Below are 18,236 nucleotides of genomic sequence, written 5' to 3'. Positions count from 1 at the left end.
CGGTCTCCCCGCTGCGTCGCCGATGGTCTCCCGGCTGCGCCGGCTGTGGTCTCGGACACGATCGCGCGGCAATCCGGGCACCGGGACGTCTCGGCGCGCGCCCGCGCGGCGGCGGGTCGCGAGGCCGCTGTTCTTAGCATGACGGCGAATTCAGTGGTAGGAGGGCCGCAACCCTCACCGGCAGGGATGTATCGCGGTGATTAACACAAATTCGCAAGCGAGAAGTCCGTCCTGTGAAGATTGCACCGAACGGGACTTCGATGCCCGATCCGTATCTCCGGGCAGGTACCTTCTACGCATGTTCTCCAAAGTCCTGGTCGCCAACCGCGGCGAGATCGCCATTCGCGCCTTCCGCGCGGCCTACGAACTCGGCATCGGTACCGTCGCGGTTTTTCCGTACGAGGACCGCAACTCCGTGCACCGGCTCAAGGCCGACGAGGCCTACCAAATCGGTGAGCCCGGACACCCGGTGCGGGCGTATCTCTCGATCGAGGAGATCATCAAGGCCGCCAAGAGCGCCGGGGCGGACGCCATCTACCCGGGCTACGGCTTCCTGTCGGAGAACCCGGACCTGGCCGCCGCCTGCGCCCGCGAGGGCATCACCTTCATCGGCCCTTCCTCGCAGGTGCTTGAACTGACCGGTAACAAGGCGCGGGCCATCGCCGCCGCCAAGGCCGCCGGACTGCCGGTGCTGCGGTCGAGCGAACCGTCCGCCGACGTCGACGCGCTCATGGCCGCGTCGGAGGCCATGGAATTCCCGCTGTTCGTCAAGGCCGTGGCCGGCGGCGGCGGGCGCGGCATGCGGCGGGTCACCGACCCGGCCCAGCTGCGCGAGTCCATCGAGGCCGCGGCGCGCGAGGCCGAATCCGCCTTCGGCGACGCGACCGTGTTCCTCGAGCAGGCGGTGGTCAACCCCCGCCACATCGAGGTCCAGATCCTGGCCGACCAACAGGGCAATGTCATCCACCTCTACGAGCGCGACTGCTCGCTGCAGCGCCGCCACCAGAAGGTGATCGAACTCGCGCCCGCCCCCAACCTGGATCCCGCACTGCGCGACCGCATTTGCGCCGACGCCGTGGCCTTCGCCAAGGAGATCGGCTACTCCTGCGCGGGCACCGTGGAATTCCTGCTCGACGAGCGCGGCAACCACGTGTTCATCGAGATGAACCCGCGAATCCAGGTGGAGCACACGGTGACCGAGGAGATCACCGATGTCGACCTGGTGCAGTCGCAGCTGCGTATCGCGGCCGGCGAGAGCCTGGCGGATCTGGGACTGAGCCAGGACGCCATCCACATTCGCGGCGCGGCCCTGCAGTGCCGCATCACCACCGAGGACCCGGCCAACGGCTTCCGGCCCGACACCGGCCGCATCACCGGCTACCGCTCGCCCGGTGGCGCGGGCGTGCGCCTGGACGGTGGCGCGAATGTCGGCGCGGAGGTCGGCGCCTACTTCGACTCCATGCTGGTCAAGCTGACCTGCCGCGGCCGTGACTTCGACACCGCCGTGGCGCGCGCCCGGCGCGCGGTCGCCGAATTCCGCATCCGCGGCGTGACGACCAACATCCCCTTCCTGATGGCGGTGCTGGACGATCCGGACTTCCGCGCGGGCAAGGTGACCACCTCGTTCATCGACGAGCGCCCGGAGCTGCTCACCCTGAAGAGCTCGGCCGACCGCGGCACCAAGATCCTGCAGTACCTGGCCGACGTCACCGTGAACAAGCCGCACGGTTCCCGGCCCACCAAGGTCTACCCGCACGACAAGCTGCCCGCCCTCGACATGACCGTGCCGCCCCCGGCCGGCTCCCGGCAGCGGCTGCTCGAGCTGGGACCGGAGGGCTTCGCGCAGTGGCTGCGCAACCGCGAGGGCGTGGCCGTCACCGACACCACCTTCCGCGACGCGCACCAGTCGCTGCTGGCCACCCGGGTCCGCACCAACGGCCTGCTCGACGTGGCCGGGCACGTGGCGCGCATGACGCCCGAGCTGCTGTCCATCGAATGCTGGGGCGGCGCAACCTATGACGTGGCGCTGCGCTTCCTCTACGAGGACCCGTGGGAGCGGCTCGCCGCGCTGCGCGAGGCCGTCCCGAACATCAACCTGCAGATGCTGCTGCGCGGCCGCAACACCGTCGGCTACACGCCGTACCCCGAAAAGGTCACGCGCGCATTCGTTTCCGAGGCGACCGCCACCGGTATCGACATCTTCCGCATCTTCGACGCGCTCAACAATGTCGACCAGATGCGCCCGGCCATCGACGCCGTCCGCGAAACCGGCACGGCCCTGGCCGAAGTCGCGCTGTCCTACACCGGCGACCTGTCGAGCCCGACCGAGGACCTCTACACCCTCGACTACTACCTCAAGCTCGCCGAGCAGATCGTGGAGGCCGGTGCGCACGTCATCGGCATCAAGGACATGGCCGGACTGCTGCGCGCACCCGCCGCGTCCACCCTGGTCACCGCCCTGCGGCGGGAGTTCGACCTGCCCGTGCACGTGCACACCCACGACACCCCGGGCGGCCAGCTGGCCACCTACCTGGCGGCCTGGCAGGCCGGCGCGGACGCCGTCGACGGCGCGTCGGCGCCCATGGCGGGCACCACCTCCCAGCCCGCGCTCTCGGCCATCGTCGCGGCCGCGGCGAACTCGCCCCACGACACCGGGCTGAACCTGCAGAACGTCTGCGACCTCGAGCCGTACTGGGAGGCGCTGCGAAAGGTGTACGCGCCCTTCGAATCCGGGCTGCCGGGCCCGACGGGCCGCGTCTACCACCACGAGATCCCGGGCGGTCAGCTGTCGAACCTGCGTCAGCAGGCCATCGCGCTCGGCCTGGGCGACCAGTTCGAGGAGGTCGAGGCCAAATACGCCGCGGCGGACCGGATGCTGGGCCGCCTGGTCAAGGTCACCCCGTCGTCCAAGGTGGTCGGCGACCTGGCGCTGTCGCTCGTCGGCAGCGGCGTCGACGTCGAGGACTTCGCCGCCGATCCGGGCCGATTCGACATCCCGGACTCCGTCATCGGCTTCCTGCGCGGCGAACTCGGCACCCCGGCCGGTGGCTGGCCCGAGCCGTTCCGCAGCCGGGCCCTGGCCGGTCGCGGTCCGGCCAAGCCGGAGACCCAGCTGACCGTGGCCGACGAGGCCGGGCTGAGCGGGACCTCGGCCGAGCGCCGGGCCACCCTCAACCGCCTGCTGTTCCCCGGACCCACCGCCGAATTCGTCGCCCACCGCGAGAAGTTCGGCGACACCACCGGGCTGTCGGCCAACCAGTTCTTCTACGGCCTGCGCCACGACGAGGAACACCACGTTCAGCTCGACAAGGGCGTCACCCTGCTCATCGGCCTGGAGGCCATCTCCGAGCCCGACGAGCGCGGCATGCGGACGGTCATGTGCATCCTCAACGGGCAGCTGCGCCCCATCACGGTGCGCGACCGCTCCATCGCCAGTGAGATCCCCACCGCCGAGAAGGCCGACAAGACCAATGCCGGTCACATCGCCGCGCCCTTCGCCGGCGTGGTGACCCTGGCCGTCTCCGAAGGCGATTCGGTCGCGGCGGGCGACACCATCGGCACCATCGAGGCCATGAAGATGGAGGCCGCCATCACCGCCCCGCGCGCCGGCGTGGTCCGCCGCGTGGCCATCGCCAAGGTGCAGCAGGTGGAGGGCGGAGACCTGCTCGTCGACGTGAGCCTCACCGAGGCCGCCGCCGAATGACCCGCATCGTGGCGGGTACCGCCGGGGGCCGACGCCTGCGCGTCCCCCCGGCGGGCACCCGCCCCACCTCCGACCGTGTGCGTGAGGCGCTGTTCAGCCTCCTGCACGCTCGCATGGATTTCGACGGCCTGCACGTCCTCGACCTCTACGCGGGCTCGGGGGCACTGGCCCTGGAGGCGCTGTCCCGCGGCGCCGCGCACGCGCTGCTCATCGAAGCGGACCGCAAGGCAGCCGCCATCATTCGCGGCAATATCGGCGACCTCGGGCTGCCGGGCGCGGAGCTACGCCAGAACTCGGTCACCAGCGTCCTGTCGGGTGCGCCGCCGGAACGCTACGACCTGGTCTTCTCCGACCCGCCCTACGACCTCGACGTCGCCGAGGTGCAGGCCGACCTCCGCGCCCTCGCCGCCAACGGCTGGCTCCACGACGACGCCCTCATCGTCGTCGAACGCTCCACCCGCTCGCCCGAGGTGTCCTGGCCCGACGGCTACGCGCCGCTGAAATCGCGCACCTACGGCGAAACCCGCATCGATCTGGCCGAATTCGAGGGCTGATACCCGACGGATTTCCCGGCTCCCGCCGGTCTGAATACCGACAGGAACAGACCGGAGTAGGGAGTACGTGATGTCGGATTCGATACGGACCGCCGTGGTCACCGGTGCGAGCCGGGGATTCGGGCGGGCGATCGGCGCCTCGCTCGTCGCCTCGGGTGCGCGGGTGATCGGCGTGGCGCGGGACGAGCAGGCCTTGCAGGACGTTCGCACGGAGCTCGGGGACCGGTTCGTGCCGGTGGCGGCCGACGCTACCGAGGAAGCCGTGGCGCAGAAGGTGATTCGCGGGTACCGGCCGGAATTACTGGTGCTCAATGCCGGGGCCACTCCGCCTCTGGCCCCCGTGCACGAGCAGACCTGGAAGACCTTCAGTCGCAACTGGGAGACCGATACCAAGCAGGCGTTCGTCTGGATCGGGGCCGCCCTGCGGGAGCCGCTGCCCTCGGGGAGCGCGGTGATCGCCATGTCGAGCGGGGCCGCGCTGGCGGGGTCGCCGCTCAGCGGCGGATACGCCGGAGCCAAGTCCACCATCCGATTCATCCGGACCTACGCCGCCGAGGAATCGGACCGCGCGGGGCTCGGCATTCGGTTCGTGGCCCTGCTGCCCCGGCTGACACCGGCCACCGGGCTCGGTGAGAAGGCGGTCGCGGGGTATGCCGCCCGGCAGGGTATCGACGTGGAGACCTATCTCGCCGAAATGGGGCCGGTGCTCACGCCCGAGCAGGTCGGCAAGGCGGTGGTCGAACTCGCCGATGATCTCGGCAGTGCCGCGGAATACTTGGTGAGCGGCGCCGGGCTGAAGCAGATCGGCTGAGGGTCGCGACCATGACGACCAGCGCACCTCCGGGAGTAGCGGCCATGCCCTCCGACACCGAACGGCCCGCGGTCACCGCAGCGCCCACCGAGCGCGAATTCGCCGCTCTCACACAGCGATTCCGGCCGGAGCTGCTCGCGCACTGCTATCGCATGCTGGGGTCGGTGCACGATGCCGAGGACCTGGTGCAGGAGACCTACCTGCGGGCCTGGCGGGGGTTCGGCGGGTTCGAGGGCCGGTCGTCGCTGCGGCACTGGCTGTACAAGATCGCCACCATGGCCTGCCTGACCGCGCTGGAAGGGCGTTCGCGTAGGCCGCTGCCGTCGGGGCTGGGCGCGCCGGAGGACGATCACCGGGTGGCGATGGCGGCCCGGGAACCCGGGGTGGCGTGGTTGCAGCCCGCGCCGGACTCGTTGTTCGGGTTCGACGATCCGGCCGCCATCGTGGCCGGGCGGACGGGGGTGCGGCTGGCCTTCATCGCGGCACTGCAACTTCTGCCCGCCCGGCAGCGCGCGGTGCTGACGCTACGCGACGTGCTGGCCTTCCGGACCGCGGAGGTCGCCGCCATGCTAAACACCACGCCGACCGCCGTGGACAGTGCGCTGCGGCGGGCGCGGAGCCGATTGGCGCAGGCCGGGCCGGTGGAGGCGGACCTGGCCGAGCCGGAGGAACTCGCGCAGCGGCGGCTGCTCGACGGCTATGTCGACGCGTTCACCCGCGCCGACCATGCCGCGCTGCTCGAACTCCTGCGTACCGACGTGGAGATGGAAATGCCGCCCACGCCAACGTGGTTCACCGGACGCGAGGCGGTCCTGGGATTCCTGCGCAGCCGTATCCTGCGGCCGGGCCTGTGGCGTTTCACGCCGACCCGCGCGAATGGCCAGCCCGCCTTCATCATTCACAAACGCGTCGACGACCACCACTACGAGGCCTACGGGATTCACGTCCTGACCCTGATCGGGGCCAGGATCGGGCGCATCACCGCGTTCAACGACCCGGCCCTGGTCCGCACCTTCGGCGCGGCGGCCGCGCTGGAACTCTGAGGCCCGGCCGGCCGTCGAGAGCCGAAGCGGGAGTGGAGGATACGGCGATGCCCGCCGTGCGCGAACACGGCGGGCATCGTCACAAAGGTCCGGGAGCGTCAGTTCTGGAACAGGTCTTTCACCGATTGCGGGGCCTTGTACTGGCAGGTGTTGGCCAGGCAGCCCAGATCCCACAGCTGCTCGATGGCCGACAGCACCGAGTAGTGGTCGGAGACCTCGGTCGAGACCTTGTGGTGCGGCTGGGGCTTGCCCTGCTCGCCCTGCTCCTTGTGCACCTTGTCGGAGTTGATCACCAGCAGTGGGGCGTCGCCGCCACCGAGGACGGTGCCGTTGGCGCCGACCGGGCTGCCCGGGCCGCCGGAGAAGCCGGAGTAGTCGTTCTCGTCCCAGGCGATCACGATGCTGGAGCGGGTCTTCTTCCAGACGTCCGAGTTCGTGATCTTGGTGACGGTGTCCTTCAGGTAGTCGTCACCCAGGTGGATCGGGCCGTGCGCCACACCGGAAGCCGGCTCTTCACAGGCCGGCTTGTTGATCAGCGCGGCGGCGACGTGCGAGATGCCGTGCATGTCCGAGCACTGGTCGGGGCTGATCCAGGTGAAGGCCGGCACATTGCCGCTCTTCAGATCGGCGTCGAAGTTGTTCTCGAACGGCACGACCTTCTGCAGGCGGGCATTGCCGGGGGAGTTGACGTCCGAGAAGTACATGAACGGATTGTGTTTCTGGGCGTACAGCTTGACCGTGGTGCCATTGACATTGCCCGGCGCGAACTCGCCCTGGAAACCGGCCGAGGGCATGCCGCCCATGTAGGCCTTCCAGGACTTGCCCTTGCCCTCGAGCTCGTCGACCAGGTTCTTGCCGGCGAACAGGTGCGGCTTGGCGGTCGCGCTGGCGATCTGTGCCGCGGTCAGCGCGGCGCCGGAGGTGCCGTCGCCGGAGTTGGGAACGAATTCCTCAGGGGCGCAGGTGGAGTCGGCGCCGGCCTTGCAGTCGTCCCAGATGCCCTGGAAGTCGCCGGAGAACATGGAGAGGTAGTTGGGCAGCGACGGGTGGGTCACGCCGTGGAAGCCGGTGGACACGCCATTGTCGTTCGCCAGCTGGTTGATGAAGGGCGCGTCGGCGGTATTGCCGAGGATGTCGGCGTCGCCCTGGTTCTCCATCATTATGTAGAAGATGTGCTCCGGGGCCGCCCCCTGGCCGTTACCCGGATCGGCGGATGCGGTCGCGCCCACCAAGCCGCTGAACGCGCTCACTGTCGCAGCCACGGTGACTGCGATCCTCCGACCCAACGATGCCCTTGCCATATGCGTGTACTACTTCCTCATCGTGCGTAATTGCCGATGCAGCTTCGCAATTGGCTGAGCAAACGATCAACGCGAGCAAACCGAACAGTACACAAACAGGGAAAGGCCAGATTCTGGGTTGTAAAACCATAGCTGACCAGGCATGACCGATTTGCGAAGTTTGGGGCGACACCGGTCGATACCCCGCCATGCGGTAGCGTTCGGCCATGGCTGGAGCACTGTGCCCCGGGTCGTTCGACCCCGTGACCAATGGACATCTCGATGTGATCGCGCGCGCCGCCGTGCAATTCGACGAGGTCGTCGTGACCGTCGTGGTGAACCCCAACAAGCAGGGCATGTTCACCGTCGAGGAGCGGATGGATCTCATCCGCGAGGTGACCGCCCACCTGCCCAATGTGCGGGTGGAATCCTGGCGCGGCCTGCTGGTCGATTTCGCCAAGCAGGAGGGCATCACCGCCATCGTCAAGGGCCTGCGCGATGCCACCGACTTCGGCTACGAGCTCCAGATGGCGCAGATGAACCGCAAGCTCACCGGCGTCGACACCTATTTCATCGCCACCAACCCGGCCTACGGCTTCGTCTCCAGCTCGCTGGTCAAGGAGGTCGCCGCCTACGGGGGCGACGTCGCTGACCTCCTGCCCCCGATCGTCCACAAGCAGCTGCTCGCCCGCATCGCCGAACGCAAGGCCTGACCGCCGCAGGGGCGCAACTCTCTCCGCCCCTGCGGAATCCGGGCCGGTGATCCGCCGCCGGACCGGTGGGGATCAGAGCGCGCGGACCGGCAGGCCGCGCGGCTCGGGCGACGGGGCCGGTTCGATCCGGCCGTCCGGGCGGCGCCGGCGGGTGGCCAGCGCGGACCGCAGCTGCCGGGCCGGGCGGCCCCGCACCAGGTCGTCCCAGGTCCAGCGCACCACATCGAAACCGAGGGCGCGCAGCGAGGTTTCACGGGTCTGCTCCCGCCGCACGGCCGCCGCCAGATCCTGACCCGGGCGCAACAGGCGGCCGTATTCGGTGGGCCCGTCGAATTCGCAGAGGATACCGGCGGATTCGTAATAGAAGTCGACCCGGCCGACGAACCGGCCATCGGGAGTCAGCACATCGCCCTGTGACCGGGGCAGCGGGAGCGCGTGCTGCTGGATCATGGTGCGGCTCAGCGACTCACCGATGCTCTGGCTGCGGCCGTCGAGCATGGCGATCACCTGTTTCGCCTGGCCGATGCCGTAGCGGCCCTTGGCCCGCGCGAGCTCCGCGCCGAGCTCGGCCGCGCCCAGCCCGAACATGCCCGCCAGCGCGTCGCCCGCCACCACGGCCGCCTCGAACGGCAGGGTCAGGGCCAGATCCACCACCGTCCGCGCCGGCGTGGTGACCAGCAGGCCGTCCAGCTCCGCGACCGAATCCACCGGCGAACCATGGACTTTGGTGAACGGCCGGGTCCGGCCGCCGCCCCGGCGGTTGCGGGTGACACACACCCGGTCCAGGGGAGCGCGCCACAGCGTGGTGCCGTAGAGCACGGCCGCCGACTGGTGGCTCACCACGGTGCCCGCCGCCATTTCCGGCAGCACGGTCCGGATCAACTGCCGATGCTGTTCCCGGCGACTCAGTGCCGGTGCGAGCCCGTGCCGTCCGTCCCTACGCCGCGGCCCGGGAGTCAGCTGCGGCCCGGGGCTCCGCTGTGCGCCGCACCCCTCGAGCGGCGCCCGCCGGGATCCGTCCGCTTCGCACCGCCGCACGGCGGCCATCGTCTCGGCGGCAGCCGTGGTCCGGGTGGTCATTCGCCCGCCCGCCGGGGTGGCCGCGGACGGCGATGCCGTACGCACGACCCGCGGACCCGCCCCGCCGGCCGCTGTGATCGCGGCCCGGCCGTATCCTGCCGTCCCCCAAGGCATCCGCGCCCACGGTCCATGTCGGAACCCCTTTCGTCGTCGATGCTGTCTTGGACGCCGACACGTCGAAAAGGGTTCCCGCGCATGCGGAGAACAGGAGAGGAAGGGCTCAGAAGACCCAGAGCCGCAGGGTCAGGAAGCGCATGGTGCCCACCGCGGCGGTAATGCCCAGCACCGCAATGGCTTCGGTGACACCGCCGATGCCCGGTTCGGTGACCTCGAGAATCGCCAGCCCACCCGAGGTGATGGCCAGTCCGGCCAGCGCGAGCGCGCCGCCCTCCAATTGCGCTGTGTGCCAGCGCACCCGGTCGGCCGCCTGGAAGGTGAGCCGCCGGTGCATCTCATTGGCCAGCGCCGTGCTCACGATGGAGCCGGCCAGATTGGCCAGCTGCGGGCCGCCGCCGTAGAGCGCGAGGAACAAGAGGATGTAGCCGACATTGCTGAGGCCGCCGACCAGGGCGAAGCGAATCAATTGCGCGAGGACCGCGTCCCCGCGCAGCCAGACGCCCAGCCGCCCCAGCCACCGGGCACTCGTCGCCTGCAGGGCCTCGGTCCCGTAGGCCAGGGCCTCGGTGCCATAGGTGTAGGTGTTCACCAGTCCGGCCACGGGCATCGTCGCCCGTTCCGGAATCTCGTGGACAGCCATCGTCTTCCCCATCCGAACACGTCGGTGCCGGCCCGGCGGTCCGGAGTCGTTCCGGGCCACGGTCATTGGCCGACACTTTCTTGCCCTTCAAAAATACCATCAAGTGGAGCAGTTTCCTCCACTTGTTTTTGTGGTCTGTGAAACAGGCCATCTGCCGGAAAACCCGCGACACGCCGTGTCGGACCTTGTTGACAGCGCTGAGATTGGCAGACTGGCTGAAGCGGAGAGTCTCGCCGTGAGTCCTGGCAGGAGAGTGGGGTAGCACATGTACCGGGTATTCGAAGCGCTCGACGAACTGGTGGCCATCATCGAAGAGGCCCGCGGCATCCCGCCGACCCGCAACTGCATCGTCCCGCGCGGTGAGGTCCTCGAACTCCTCGACGATGTCCGCGACGCGCTGCCCGGCGAACTCGACGACGCCCAGGACGTGCTCGATCACCGCGACAAGATCGTCACCGATGCCCGCACCGGCGCCGAGACCACGGTCAAGACCGCCAATGAGCAAGCGCACCACACCGTTACCTCCGCGCGCGACGAGGCCGACCGCATCCTCGCCGACGCCAAGGCGCACGCCGACCGCATGGTCGCCGAGGCCCGCGCCCACGCCGAACACCTCGTCGCCTCCGCGGAGGAGGAGGCCGAGCGCACCGTCACCGACGGTCAGAAGGAATACGACAGCCTCACCGGGCGCGCCCGCGCCGAGGCCGACCGCCTGGCCGCCGCGGGTCAGGCCTCCTATGACCGCTCGGTCGCCGAGGGCAAGGCCGAACAGGATCGGCTGGTTTCCCAGACCGAGGTGGTCCGTGCCGCCCACGTCGAATCCGCCCGGCTCATCGATACCGCCCAGGCCGACTCCGACCGCCTCCGCCAGGAATGCGACGACTACGTCGACGGCAAGCTCGCCGACTTCGAGGAAACCCTGCACAACGCCCTGCGCATCGTCGGCCGCGGCCGCCACCAGGTCCCTTCGGGCGCCTCGGTTCCGGACTACGCCTCCGAGTTCCGCCGCTGATCTCCGAACATCGCCCCGCTTCGTCCCAATTTGGGTCGCAAGCGGGGCTTTCGGTATCGTTGGGTGGTTGCCCATTCCACACCTAGCGTGAGTGAGTTCAGAGATGTCCGCCGATTCCGGTAAAAACTCGCGTCATCGTCATCCCAAGATGACCGACGCGGGTTTCGTGCTGGACGTACGCAGTCTCGGACGCGCCCCCGGATCCATGCGCGAGCTGCATCGCACCTTCACCACCGACGCGAAGATCGGTCTCGATCTGGTCGGTATCCCCGCGGGCGCGGAGCTGGAGATGGATCTCACGCTGCAGTCGGTCTCCGAGGGTGTGCTGGTCACCGGTACGGTGTCCGGTCCCATCGAGGGCGAATGCTCGCGCTGCCTCGAATCGTTCACCGACGAGATCGAGTTGCAGCTCACCGAACTGTTCGCCTACCCGGACAGCGCCACCGAGCAGACCACCGAGGAAGACGAGATCCCGCGCCTGGTCGACGATTTCATCGACCTCGAACCGGTGATCATCGACGCCGTCGGCCTGGAGCTGCCGCTGCAGCCGCTGTGCGAGCCGGACTGCGCCGGATTGTGCCCGGAATGCGGCGTCAAGATGGCGATTGCGGGTTCCGGCCACGGTCATGAGATACTTGACCCTCGCTGGGCCGGGCTCGCCAAGTTCTCTGACAAAGAACACAGCAGTGCTGAGTCCCCCGATACGGATTCCGTGTCGGACCCATCAACCGATTCCATCCTTGCGGGACACAACGGTGCCGCAAGTAAGAAGACAGAGGAGAGCTAGTCGTGGCCGTTCCGAAGCGCCGGATGTCCCGTGCCAACACCCACGCGCGTCGCAGCCAGTGGAAGGCCGCCGCGCCGACCCTGATCACCTGCCCGAACCGCGCCTGCGGCCAGAAGACCCTGCCGCACATCGCGTGCCCGAGCTGCGGCACCTACAAGGGCCGTCAGGTCACCTCCGCGATCTGATTCGCGCTCGAGCGACCGTGACCGCCAGCAAGGATGCGGCGGATGTTCCCGCCGTGGGTGACGCAGCCGACCATGCCAGTCTGCTCGGGGCACTCGGCGTGGACGTACAACCGGAGCTTTTGCGCCTAGCGTTGACGCACCGGTCGTACGCCTACGAGAACGGTGGCCTGCCGACCAACGAGCGCCTGGAGTTTCTGGGCGATTCGGTGCTCGGCCTGAGCATCACCGAGCGCCTCTATCTCGAGCACCCGGACAAGTCCGAGGGTGAGCTGGCGAAGCTGCGCGCGAGCGTGGTGAACATGCATGCACTGGCCGAGGTGGCCCGCTGCCTCGGCGAGGGCGGTCTCGGCCGCCATCTCCTGCTCGGTAAGGGCGAGGAGCTCACCGGCGGCCGTGACAAGCCGAGCATCCTCGCCGACGGCATGGAGTCGCTGCTGGGTGCGGTGCACCTGCAGCACGGCATCGATGTGGCACGCACCGTCGTGCTGCGGCTGTTCGCCGAACTGCTCGAGCGCGGTCCCCGCATGGGGGCCGGGCTCGACTGGAAGACCAGCCTGCAGGAGCTGACCGCCGAGCGCGGCATCGGCGTGCCCAGCTACGAGATCACCTCCACCGGACCCGATCACGACAAGGAGTTCACCGCCACCGCGGTGATCGGTGGTCAGGGCTACGGCCAGGGGGTGGGCCGCTCCAAGAAGGAAGCGGAGCAGAAGGCCGCGGGCGCGGCCTACAAGGCGTTGAACGCCGAGAACGCGTCCGAGGGTTCGGCGGACGGCTCGAAGAGCTAGATGCCCGAACTTCCCGAGGTCGAAGTCGTCCGGCGCGGGCTCACCGAGCATGTGGTGGGCCGCGTCCTGGACCGGGTGACGGTCAAGCACCCGCGTTCGGTGCGCCGGCACGCACTGGGCGGGGACGATCTCGCCGCCCGATTGACCGGTCTGCGCGTGGAGAACGCGCAGCGGCGGGGCAAATTCCTGTGGCTCACCTTCGATGAGCCCGATACCTCTCTGGTCGTGCATCTCGGCATGTCCGGGCAGATGCTGGTGCAGCCCGCGACCGCGCCGCTGGAGAAGCACGCGCACATCATCGCGACCCTCGACGACGGGAACGAACTGCGGTTCGTGGACCAGCGCACCTTCGGTGGCTGGCTGCTCTCGGATCTGGTCGAGGTGGACGGGACCTGGGTGCCCGAGTCTGCGGCGCACATCGCGCGCGACCCGCTGGATCCGCTGTTCGACGCCGACGCTGTGGTGAAGACGTTGCGCGGCAAGCACTCCGAGATCAAGCGGCTGCTGCTGGATCAGACCGTGGTGTCCGGGGTCGGCAATATCTACGCCGACGAGGCGTTGTGGCGGGCCAGGATTCACGGTGAGCGCCCGGCGGACAAGCTGACCAGGCCCGCGCTGCACACCCTGCTCGCCGAGACGCGGACCGTCATGAGCGAGGCGCTGCGGGCCGGGGGCACTTCCTTCGACGCCCTCTACGTGAACGTCAACGGACAGTCCGGGTACTTCGAGCGTTCGCTCAATGCCTACGGGCGCGAGGACGAGCCGTGCCGGCGCTGCGGTGCGGTCATGCGCCGGGAGAAGTTCATGAACCGTTCGTCTTTCTCCTGCCCCCGCTGTCAGCCCCGCCCGCGCGGCTGAGACCAGCAGGTTTTCTTCTTTCCAAGGTCATTCGAGTCTGCCCGAGCCGCACTATCGGGTGCGCCGAAGCGCTACCGTTTCCTTAGCGATGTGCCTTGTGCCGGCTGGAGGAAACAAATGCGCAAATTGACCTACTTCGTCGCGGCCACCATCGACGGCTTCATCGCCACCGATGCGGGCTCGGTCGACTTCTTCCCGGTCGGGGGTGACCACGGGCCGGCGATCATCGCGCAGTACCCCGAGACCCTCCCGACCAAGGTTCGTCAGGTGCTCGGCGTCGATAGACCCTGCCAGAACTTCGACACCGTGATCATGGGTCGCAAGACCCACGACTTCGGTGTCCGGACCGGCACGTCCAGCCCGTATGCGCATCTGCGGCAGTTCGTGGTGTCGACCACGCTGCCGGAGAATCCCGCCCCCGACGTGGAGTTGATCTCCGAGAACCCGATCGAGCGGGTGCGCGAGCTCAAGCGTGAGAAGGGGCTCGGCATCTGGCTGTGCGGCGGCGGTGAGCTCGCCCAGACCCTGATGCCCGAGATCGACCAGGTGTTCCTGAAGCTGTATCCGATTGTGCTGGGCCACGGCCGGCCGATGTTCGGCGCCGGCGGGCAACTGCCGGAGCCGACGAAGTTCCGGGTGCTGACCAGCCGCATGTTCGAGGACGGCGTCGCCTTCATCAAGTACAGCCGCGTGCGCTGACCCTCACGCGAGGCCGTGGTCGAGCGCGTAGATCGCGGCCTGGGTCCGGTCGCGGACGCCGAGGCGGGTCAGGATGTTCGAGATGTGGTTCTTCACGGTGCCCTCGCTGACGTAGTGACGTGCCTCGTCCTGTCGAGGTGGTGCGCAGTTTAGCGGGCGGCTCAGGTGGGTGCAGATCGTCCGGCGAGCACGGTGTGGTGGGCGTGGTCCGGCCGGCTGTCCGAGTGGGACGGCAGGTTCGCAGGTCCAGGGCGGCGAGGATGACGAGGGCGAAGGTGAGGATGGCGAGTCGGAGCGGTGTGGCAGAGGCGCTGCCTGTGAGGGTCGCGAACCAGCTTGCGCACAGGACCGTGGCGTAGGTGAAGCACGTTACCCAGGTCAGGGCTCGCGGCCGGGACATGGGGTTGAGCGTAGGGGTGTGGGGTGGGCGGGGCGAGGGGGCGGAGGGGAAATAGGCCGAAGGTCATGGTTTTGTCACCGGTCACCGTGCCGGGGGACATCGGCCGGGTGGCACTTTTCGGGCGGGGTCTGGGTTCGTAGCGTTCGGGAGGTATGAATTCGTCTGCCCCGGAAGGGAATTGGGTAATGAACGGTCAATCGTTGTGCCGGCTCGCGGCGGTCGCGGGTGTGGTGTGCGGTGTGGCGACCGCGCTCGCCGGTGTGCTGGAAACTGTTGCCGGGCAGAAGTTTCCGGTCACGGAGGTGCTCAATGGCGGGGCGGTGCCGTTCGGGATCGCGTTAGCGGCGGGGCTCTACCTGGCGCAGTACCAGCGGATGGGGAGGTTCGGCGGGTGGGCCTTCGCGGTGCACTTCCTGAGCTTCGGGTATTTCGCGGGCATCGCGTACACCATGAATTTCGTGCTGGTGCACTTGGATCCGGCGGTGGTGGACCGACTGCTCGCGGGGCCCGCGCGGGTCGTGCCGCCTGCCGCGGTCGGGTGCTATGTCCTCGGCTTGACCGTGCTGTCGCTGACGTTCCTGCTGCCCGCGCCGGTCGTGCGGGTGGGCCATGTGTTCGTGGGCGCCGGCATGATCTGGCTGGCCGGGTGGCTGTGGGCATCGGCCGGGCGGTCCGCCGACCGGCTGCCGCAGTACAGCTAACCGGCGTCAGAGGATGGCGACGGCCACCACCAGGCCGATGGCGAGGTGCGCGGCGGCCACCACCACGGACTCGGTGCTGAACTCCGGATTCTTCAGCACCTCACCGATATTGATGCCGAGCACGAATTCCAGGCTGCGGACCGCGATGATCTGGGCCACGATCCCGACCAGTCCGTACACCGTGGTGGCGATCAGGCCCTCGGCGAGCTTGCCGGCCTGCGCGTAGACGGCCAGCACCACGATGAACGCCGTGCTGAGCATGGCGGCCGAACTGACCACGACGGCGTTCGGGAGCCCGCGCGCCACCATGGCGCGCAGGCTGCCCGGTGTGGTCCAGTCCACGGTCTGGAAGCCGATGAGCAGCAGCGCCAAGCCCAGCAGGGCGTAGCACAGGATCGCGCCGACGCCCCGGCCCAGGGAGTTCCAGTACCCGGCTTCGAGTGCGAGAGCGGTGGTCAACGGGTCTCCTCCGGGTCGGGGTGATTCGTGCGGTGTCCACTGCGAAAATCCGGTGCGCGCTACTGCGGTATCCGGTGTGGGACGAAGGTCGAGCTGTCGTCGGTGATGAGGCCGACGGTCTCCCGGATACCCAGTCCCGCCGAGGTGTCGCCCACGATCCAAGCACCCAGCACCGGTCGCATGCCGTCGAATTCCGGTAGCGGGTCCAGCATCTGGTAGACGTACCCCTCGGCGCCGTAGACGCCGCCGGTGGCGGTTTCCATGCCCGCGCCGACGATGGTCATGTTCGCGCCCTCACGGCCCAGCTTCGGCTTGCGGATGTACTCGGTGAGCTCGTGCGGGTCGTCGAGGTAGGCGGGCAGCAGGTTGGGGTGGCCGGGGTACATCTCCCACAGCACCGCCAGGATCGCCTTGTTGGACAGCAGCGCCTTCCACAGCGGTTCGATCCACATGGCTTCCGGCAGGGACTCCACCACGCGGCGGCCGAAGTCGTCGTCGAGGGCCCATTCCCACGGATACAGCTTGAAGATGGCCTCGATGGGGGCCTCGGCCAGATCCACGAAACGGTGCAGCTCCGTGTCGAATCCGACGTCTTCGATGGGCAGGGCGACGGTGTCGAATCCGGCCTCGGCGGCGGTCTCCTGCATGTAGGCGGTGGTGACGTTGTCCTCACCGGAGGAGTCCGCGCTCGACCAGCTGAAGTGCAGTTGCGAGCCCGGCAGCGTCTCACGCAGCTCACCCCAGCGTTCGACCAGCTTCTCGTGCAGGGAGTTCCACTGGTCGTCGTCGGGGTGGGTGTCGGTGAGCCAGTGCCACTGCACGATCGCCGCCTCCAGCAGGGAGGTGGGCGTATCGGCGTTGTACTCCAGCAGTTTCGCCGGGCCGCGGCCGTCGTAGCGCATGTCGAAGCGGCCGTAGACGTGCGGGTCGGAGCGGTGCCAGGACTTGGTGATGGGCTCCCAGCTCCATTGCGGCAGACCGAAATCGGCGAACCGCTCGGTCAGCACCACCTGTTCGACGGCGTGCAGGCACATGGAGTGCAGCACCTCGACCTGTGCCTCCATGGCGAGGATCTCGTCCATGTCGAATTCGTAGTGCACCGACTCGTCCCAGTAGGGGCGCGGTTGACCGTTCGGGTACTGCCCCGGAGAGCCGTAGACCAGACCCTGACTCTCGATGATCCGCTGCCAGCCCGGCCGCGGAGTGCTGCGTACCCGCCGCACTAGGAACCTCCACCATGGATCTTCGCGCCGAGTCCGCCGCGTTGAATCGTGCTGCCGCTCTTGGTCTTCACCGTCGAGCCCGTCGGGGCCGTCGTGCTGCCGCCGGTCGGCGCGTGCCCGATGGTGCCGCTGCCGCCGTAGTAGTACCGGTAGGAGTGCCCGGCCAGGAGGAAGAACCCGGGGTGAACCCCGCTGTCCCCGTGATCCGTCGCGTCCGAGCAGTAGTTGTCGGGAACGACGATCTCTTGATTGTCCTGTGTCGCGGTGACGCTCTGGCCCGCCCCGGTGGGCACGGTCTCACCCTTGTTGGCGACCACCGTGCAGTACGCGGTCACCTCGGGCCCGTTCCACGCCGACGCCACCAGATACCCGCCGCCGACCAGCGCCGCGATGCCCACCACGGCCGCGCCGCCGATGAGTAGTCGTTTCTTCTTGCGCTGCTTGGCTTCCGCGGCCTCCGCCTCGGCCCGCTCCTGTGCTTCGGCCCGCCGCCGCGCCTTCTCCCGCGCTCGGGCCTCGGCCACCGTGGGCGGCCGCGGCTGCGTGATCCCGGCCTCCTGGTTGGTGATACTGCCGCGCCGCCGGGGCGCGTCCTCCACCGGAGCGGGCAACGCGGGCTCCGGTGGTTCCACCACCGGTCCCGGCAGGACGAACCCGGCCCCGCCCAGCAGCGGTGGCGGGGTGGCGCCCAGCGCGGCGGTCGGTGCGGCGTCTCCCGATCGCCCGAAAGCTCCGGACCCACCATGGAATTCGCCCGCGAGATGGTGCGGTGCGTGCGGCGTCGCGCCGTGCTCGGCCCCGAAGTCCGCGGGCAGCGGCAGCGTGGGCTGAGGCCCACTCTCCTGGGGCGCGAGGGACTGGCCGCCGGTACCCGCTGCGTCGGGGGCGGATTCGGTGGGCAGCGCGAGAGTCGGCTCGTGGCCGCGGGGTTGACCTGTTGCGGGGGGCTCGCTGGGCGTGCCCGGCTCGGCCGTCGTGAACCGGACGGTGGGGTCGTTGCGGCCGACGGGTGTGGCCGGCTCGGCGTCCGGATCGTCCGGGAGCGGGTAGTGCGCGTGGCCGGGGTGGGCGGGATCGGCTGGGGCGCTAGGGGATTCGGCGGGGTGTGCGGGGTCGGGTGTGGGGCGGTCCGGGTTGTCCGGACTACCGGGACGGTCTGTGGACATTGGTCGACTCCGTGGGC

General features: G+C 68.9%; 19 protein-coding genes. 12 read left to right on the top strand and 7 right to left on the bottom strand.

All coding sequences use genetic code 11. The features are described from left to right. Positions 1-298: 298 nt before the first annotated feature. From ON33_RS17165 to ON33_RS17150, 4 genes are all read left to right on the top strand, one after another. Positions 299-3,703 carry a pyruvate carboxylase gene (locus ON33_RS17165; protein WP_040859980.1) on the top strand — a complete coding sequence of 1,135 codons (3,405 nt, stop codon included), beginning with the start codon at positions 299-301 and terminating at the stop codon, positions 3,701-3,703. Beyond that, positions 3,700-4,257 (top strand): 16S rRNA (guanine(966)-N(2))-methyltransferase RsmD, encoded by a 558-nt coding sequence (gene rsmD / locus ON33_RS17160; RefSeq protein WP_040859979.1) that lies wholly within the window; start codon positions 3,700-3,702, stop codon positions 4,255-4,257. Before ON33_RS17165 ends, rsmD begins: the two co-directional genes overlap by 4 nt. Before the next feature lie 70 nt (positions 4,258-4,327). Beyond that, complete coding sequence (locus tag ON33_RS17155) at positions 4,328-5,068, top strand: SDR family oxidoreductase (protein ID WP_040859978.1); 741 nt, start codon at positions 4,328-4,330, stop codon at positions 5,066-5,068. A 44-nt stretch (positions 5,069-5,112) separates the two neighbouring features. After that, a complete protein-coding gene (locus ON33_RS17150; RefSeq protein ID WP_040859977.1) occupies positions 5,113-6,111 on the top strand; it encodes a sigma-70 family RNA polymerase sigma factor in 999 nt (332 codons plus the stop codon). 98 nt (positions 6,112-6,209) lie between these two features. On the opposite strand, the gene ON33_RS17145 is transcribed toward ON33_RS17150, so the two are convergent. Continuing rightward, positions 6,210-7,373: an alkaline phosphatase family protein gene (locus ON33_RS17145; protein ID WP_157184580.1), complete on the bottom strand. Its 1,164-nt coding sequence runs from the start codon at positions 7,371-7,373 to the stop codon at positions 6,210-6,212. Positions 7,374-7,618: 245 nt separating this feature from the next. Between ON33_RS17145 and coaD the strand changes: the two genes are divergently transcribed. After that, positions 7,619-8,104, top strand: a complete 486-nt coding sequence (gene coaD / locus ON33_RS17140; protein WP_040859975.1) for a pantetheine-phosphate adenylyltransferase — start codon at positions 7,619-7,621, stop codon at positions 8,102-8,104. 72 nt (positions 8,105-8,176) lie between these two features. Here coaD and ON33_RS17135 read toward each other — a convergent pair whose 3' ends face one another. Further along, a complete protein-coding gene (locus ON33_RS17135) occupies positions 8,177-8,986 on the bottom strand; it encodes a putative endonuclease domain-containing protein (RefSeq protein ID WP_051152385.1) in 810 nt (269 codons plus the stop codon). Between the two features lie 418 nt (positions 8,987-9,404). After that, positions 9,405-9,953, bottom strand: coding sequence for a GtrA family protein (locus tag ON33_RS17130; protein WP_063711020.1), 549 nt, complete (start codon positions 9,951-9,953; stop codon positions 9,405-9,407). A 253-nt stretch (positions 9,954-10,206) separates the two neighbouring features. Here ON33_RS17130 and ON33_RS17125 point away from each other — a divergent pair, with 253 nt between their 5' ends. The 6 genes from ON33_RS17125 (at position 10,207) to ON33_RS17100 (ending at position 14,270) form a co-directional block, all read left to right on the top strand. Next, complete coding sequence (locus ON33_RS17125; RefSeq protein WP_040859973.1) at positions 10,207-10,953, top strand: polarized growth protein Scy-related protein; 747 nt, start codon at positions 10,207-10,209, stop codon at positions 10,951-10,953. A 148-nt stretch (positions 10,954-11,101) separates the two neighbouring features. Continuing rightward, positions 11,102-11,740: a YceD family protein gene (locus tag ON33_RS17120; protein ID WP_051152384.1), complete on the top strand. Its 639-nt coding sequence runs from the start codon at positions 11,102-11,104 to the stop codon at positions 11,738-11,740. Between the two features lie 2 nt (positions 11,741-11,742). Beyond that, the gene (gene rpmF / locus ON33_RS17115) at positions 11,743-11,925 is read left to right on the top strand and encodes a 50S ribosomal protein L32 (RefSeq protein ID WP_040859971.1); all 183 of its coding nucleotides are present in this window, start codon (positions 11,743-11,745) and stop codon (positions 11,923-11,925) included. A 17-nt stretch (positions 11,926-11,942) separates the two neighbouring features. Next, positions 11,943-12,713 carry a ribonuclease III gene (gene rnc / locus ON33_RS17110; protein ID WP_040859970.1) on the top strand — a complete coding sequence of 257 codons (771 nt, stop codon included), beginning with the start codon at positions 11,943-11,945 and terminating at the stop codon, positions 12,711-12,713. Beyond that, positions 12,714-13,571, top strand: coding sequence for a bifunctional DNA-formamidopyrimidine glycosylase/DNA-(apurinic or apyrimidinic site) lyase (gene mutM, locus ON33_RS17105; protein ID WP_040859969.1), 858 nt, complete (start codon positions 12,714-12,716; stop codon positions 13,569-13,571). It begins immediately after the preceding gene. Between the two features lie 117 nt (positions 13,572-13,688). Continuing rightward, positions 13,689-14,270 (top strand): dihydrofolate reductase family protein, encoded by a 582-nt coding sequence (locus ON33_RS17100; protein WP_040859968.1) that lies wholly within the window; start codon positions 13,689-13,691, stop codon positions 14,268-14,270. A 3-nt stretch (positions 14,271-14,273) separates the two neighbouring features. Here ON33_RS17100 and ON33_RS43390 read toward each other — a convergent pair whose 3' ends face one another. Next, positions 14,274-14,435, bottom strand: coding sequence for a response regulator transcription factor (locus ON33_RS43390; protein ID WP_281033220.1), 162 nt, complete (start codon positions 14,433-14,435; stop codon positions 14,274-14,276). A gap of 420 nt (positions 14,436-14,855) precedes the next feature. Here ON33_RS43390 and ON33_RS17095 point away from each other — a divergent pair, with 420 nt between their 5' ends. Next, entirely contained in the window at positions 14,856-15,371 is a 516-nt protein-coding gene (locus tag ON33_RS17095) for a hypothetical protein (RefSeq protein WP_040859967.1), read from the top strand. A 6-nt stretch (positions 15,372-15,377) separates the two neighbouring features. Here ON33_RS17095 and ON33_RS17090 read toward each other — a convergent pair whose 3' ends face one another. The 3 genes from ON33_RS17090 to ON33_RS43385 are packed head-to-tail and all read right to left on the bottom strand — an operon-like array spanning position 15,378 to position 18,219. Beyond that, a complete protein-coding gene (locus tag ON33_RS17090; RefSeq protein ID WP_040859966.1) occupies positions 15,378-15,830 on the bottom strand; it encodes a DUF350 domain-containing protein in 453 nt (150 codons plus the stop codon). A 59-nt stretch (positions 15,831-15,889) separates the two neighbouring features. Further along, positions 15,890-17,053 carry a glutathionylspermidine synthase family protein gene (locus tag ON33_RS17085; RefSeq protein ID WP_040859965.1) on the bottom strand — a complete coding sequence of 388 codons (1,164 nt, stop codon included), beginning with the start codon at positions 17,051-17,053 and terminating at the stop codon, positions 15,890-15,892. Next, positions 17,053-18,219 (bottom strand): hypothetical protein, encoded by a 1,167-nt coding sequence (locus tag ON33_RS43385; RefSeq protein WP_245550567.1) that lies wholly within the window; start codon positions 18,217-18,219, stop codon positions 17,053-17,055. The genes ON33_RS17085 and ON33_RS43385 overlap by 1 nt, the downstream gene beginning before the upstream one ends. Positions 18,220-18,236 lie beyond the last annotated feature (17 nt).

Origin of the sequence: Nocardia niigatensis NBRC 100131 (genome assembly GCF_000308655.1) — a bacterium.
Classification (GTDB): Bacteria; Actinomycetota; Actinomycetes; order Mycobacteriales; family Mycobacteriaceae; genus Nocardia; species Nocardia niigatensis.
The sequence above is the reverse complement of the archived record's forward strand: the minus strand, read 5'-3'. Positions and strand labels throughout refer to the sequence as shown.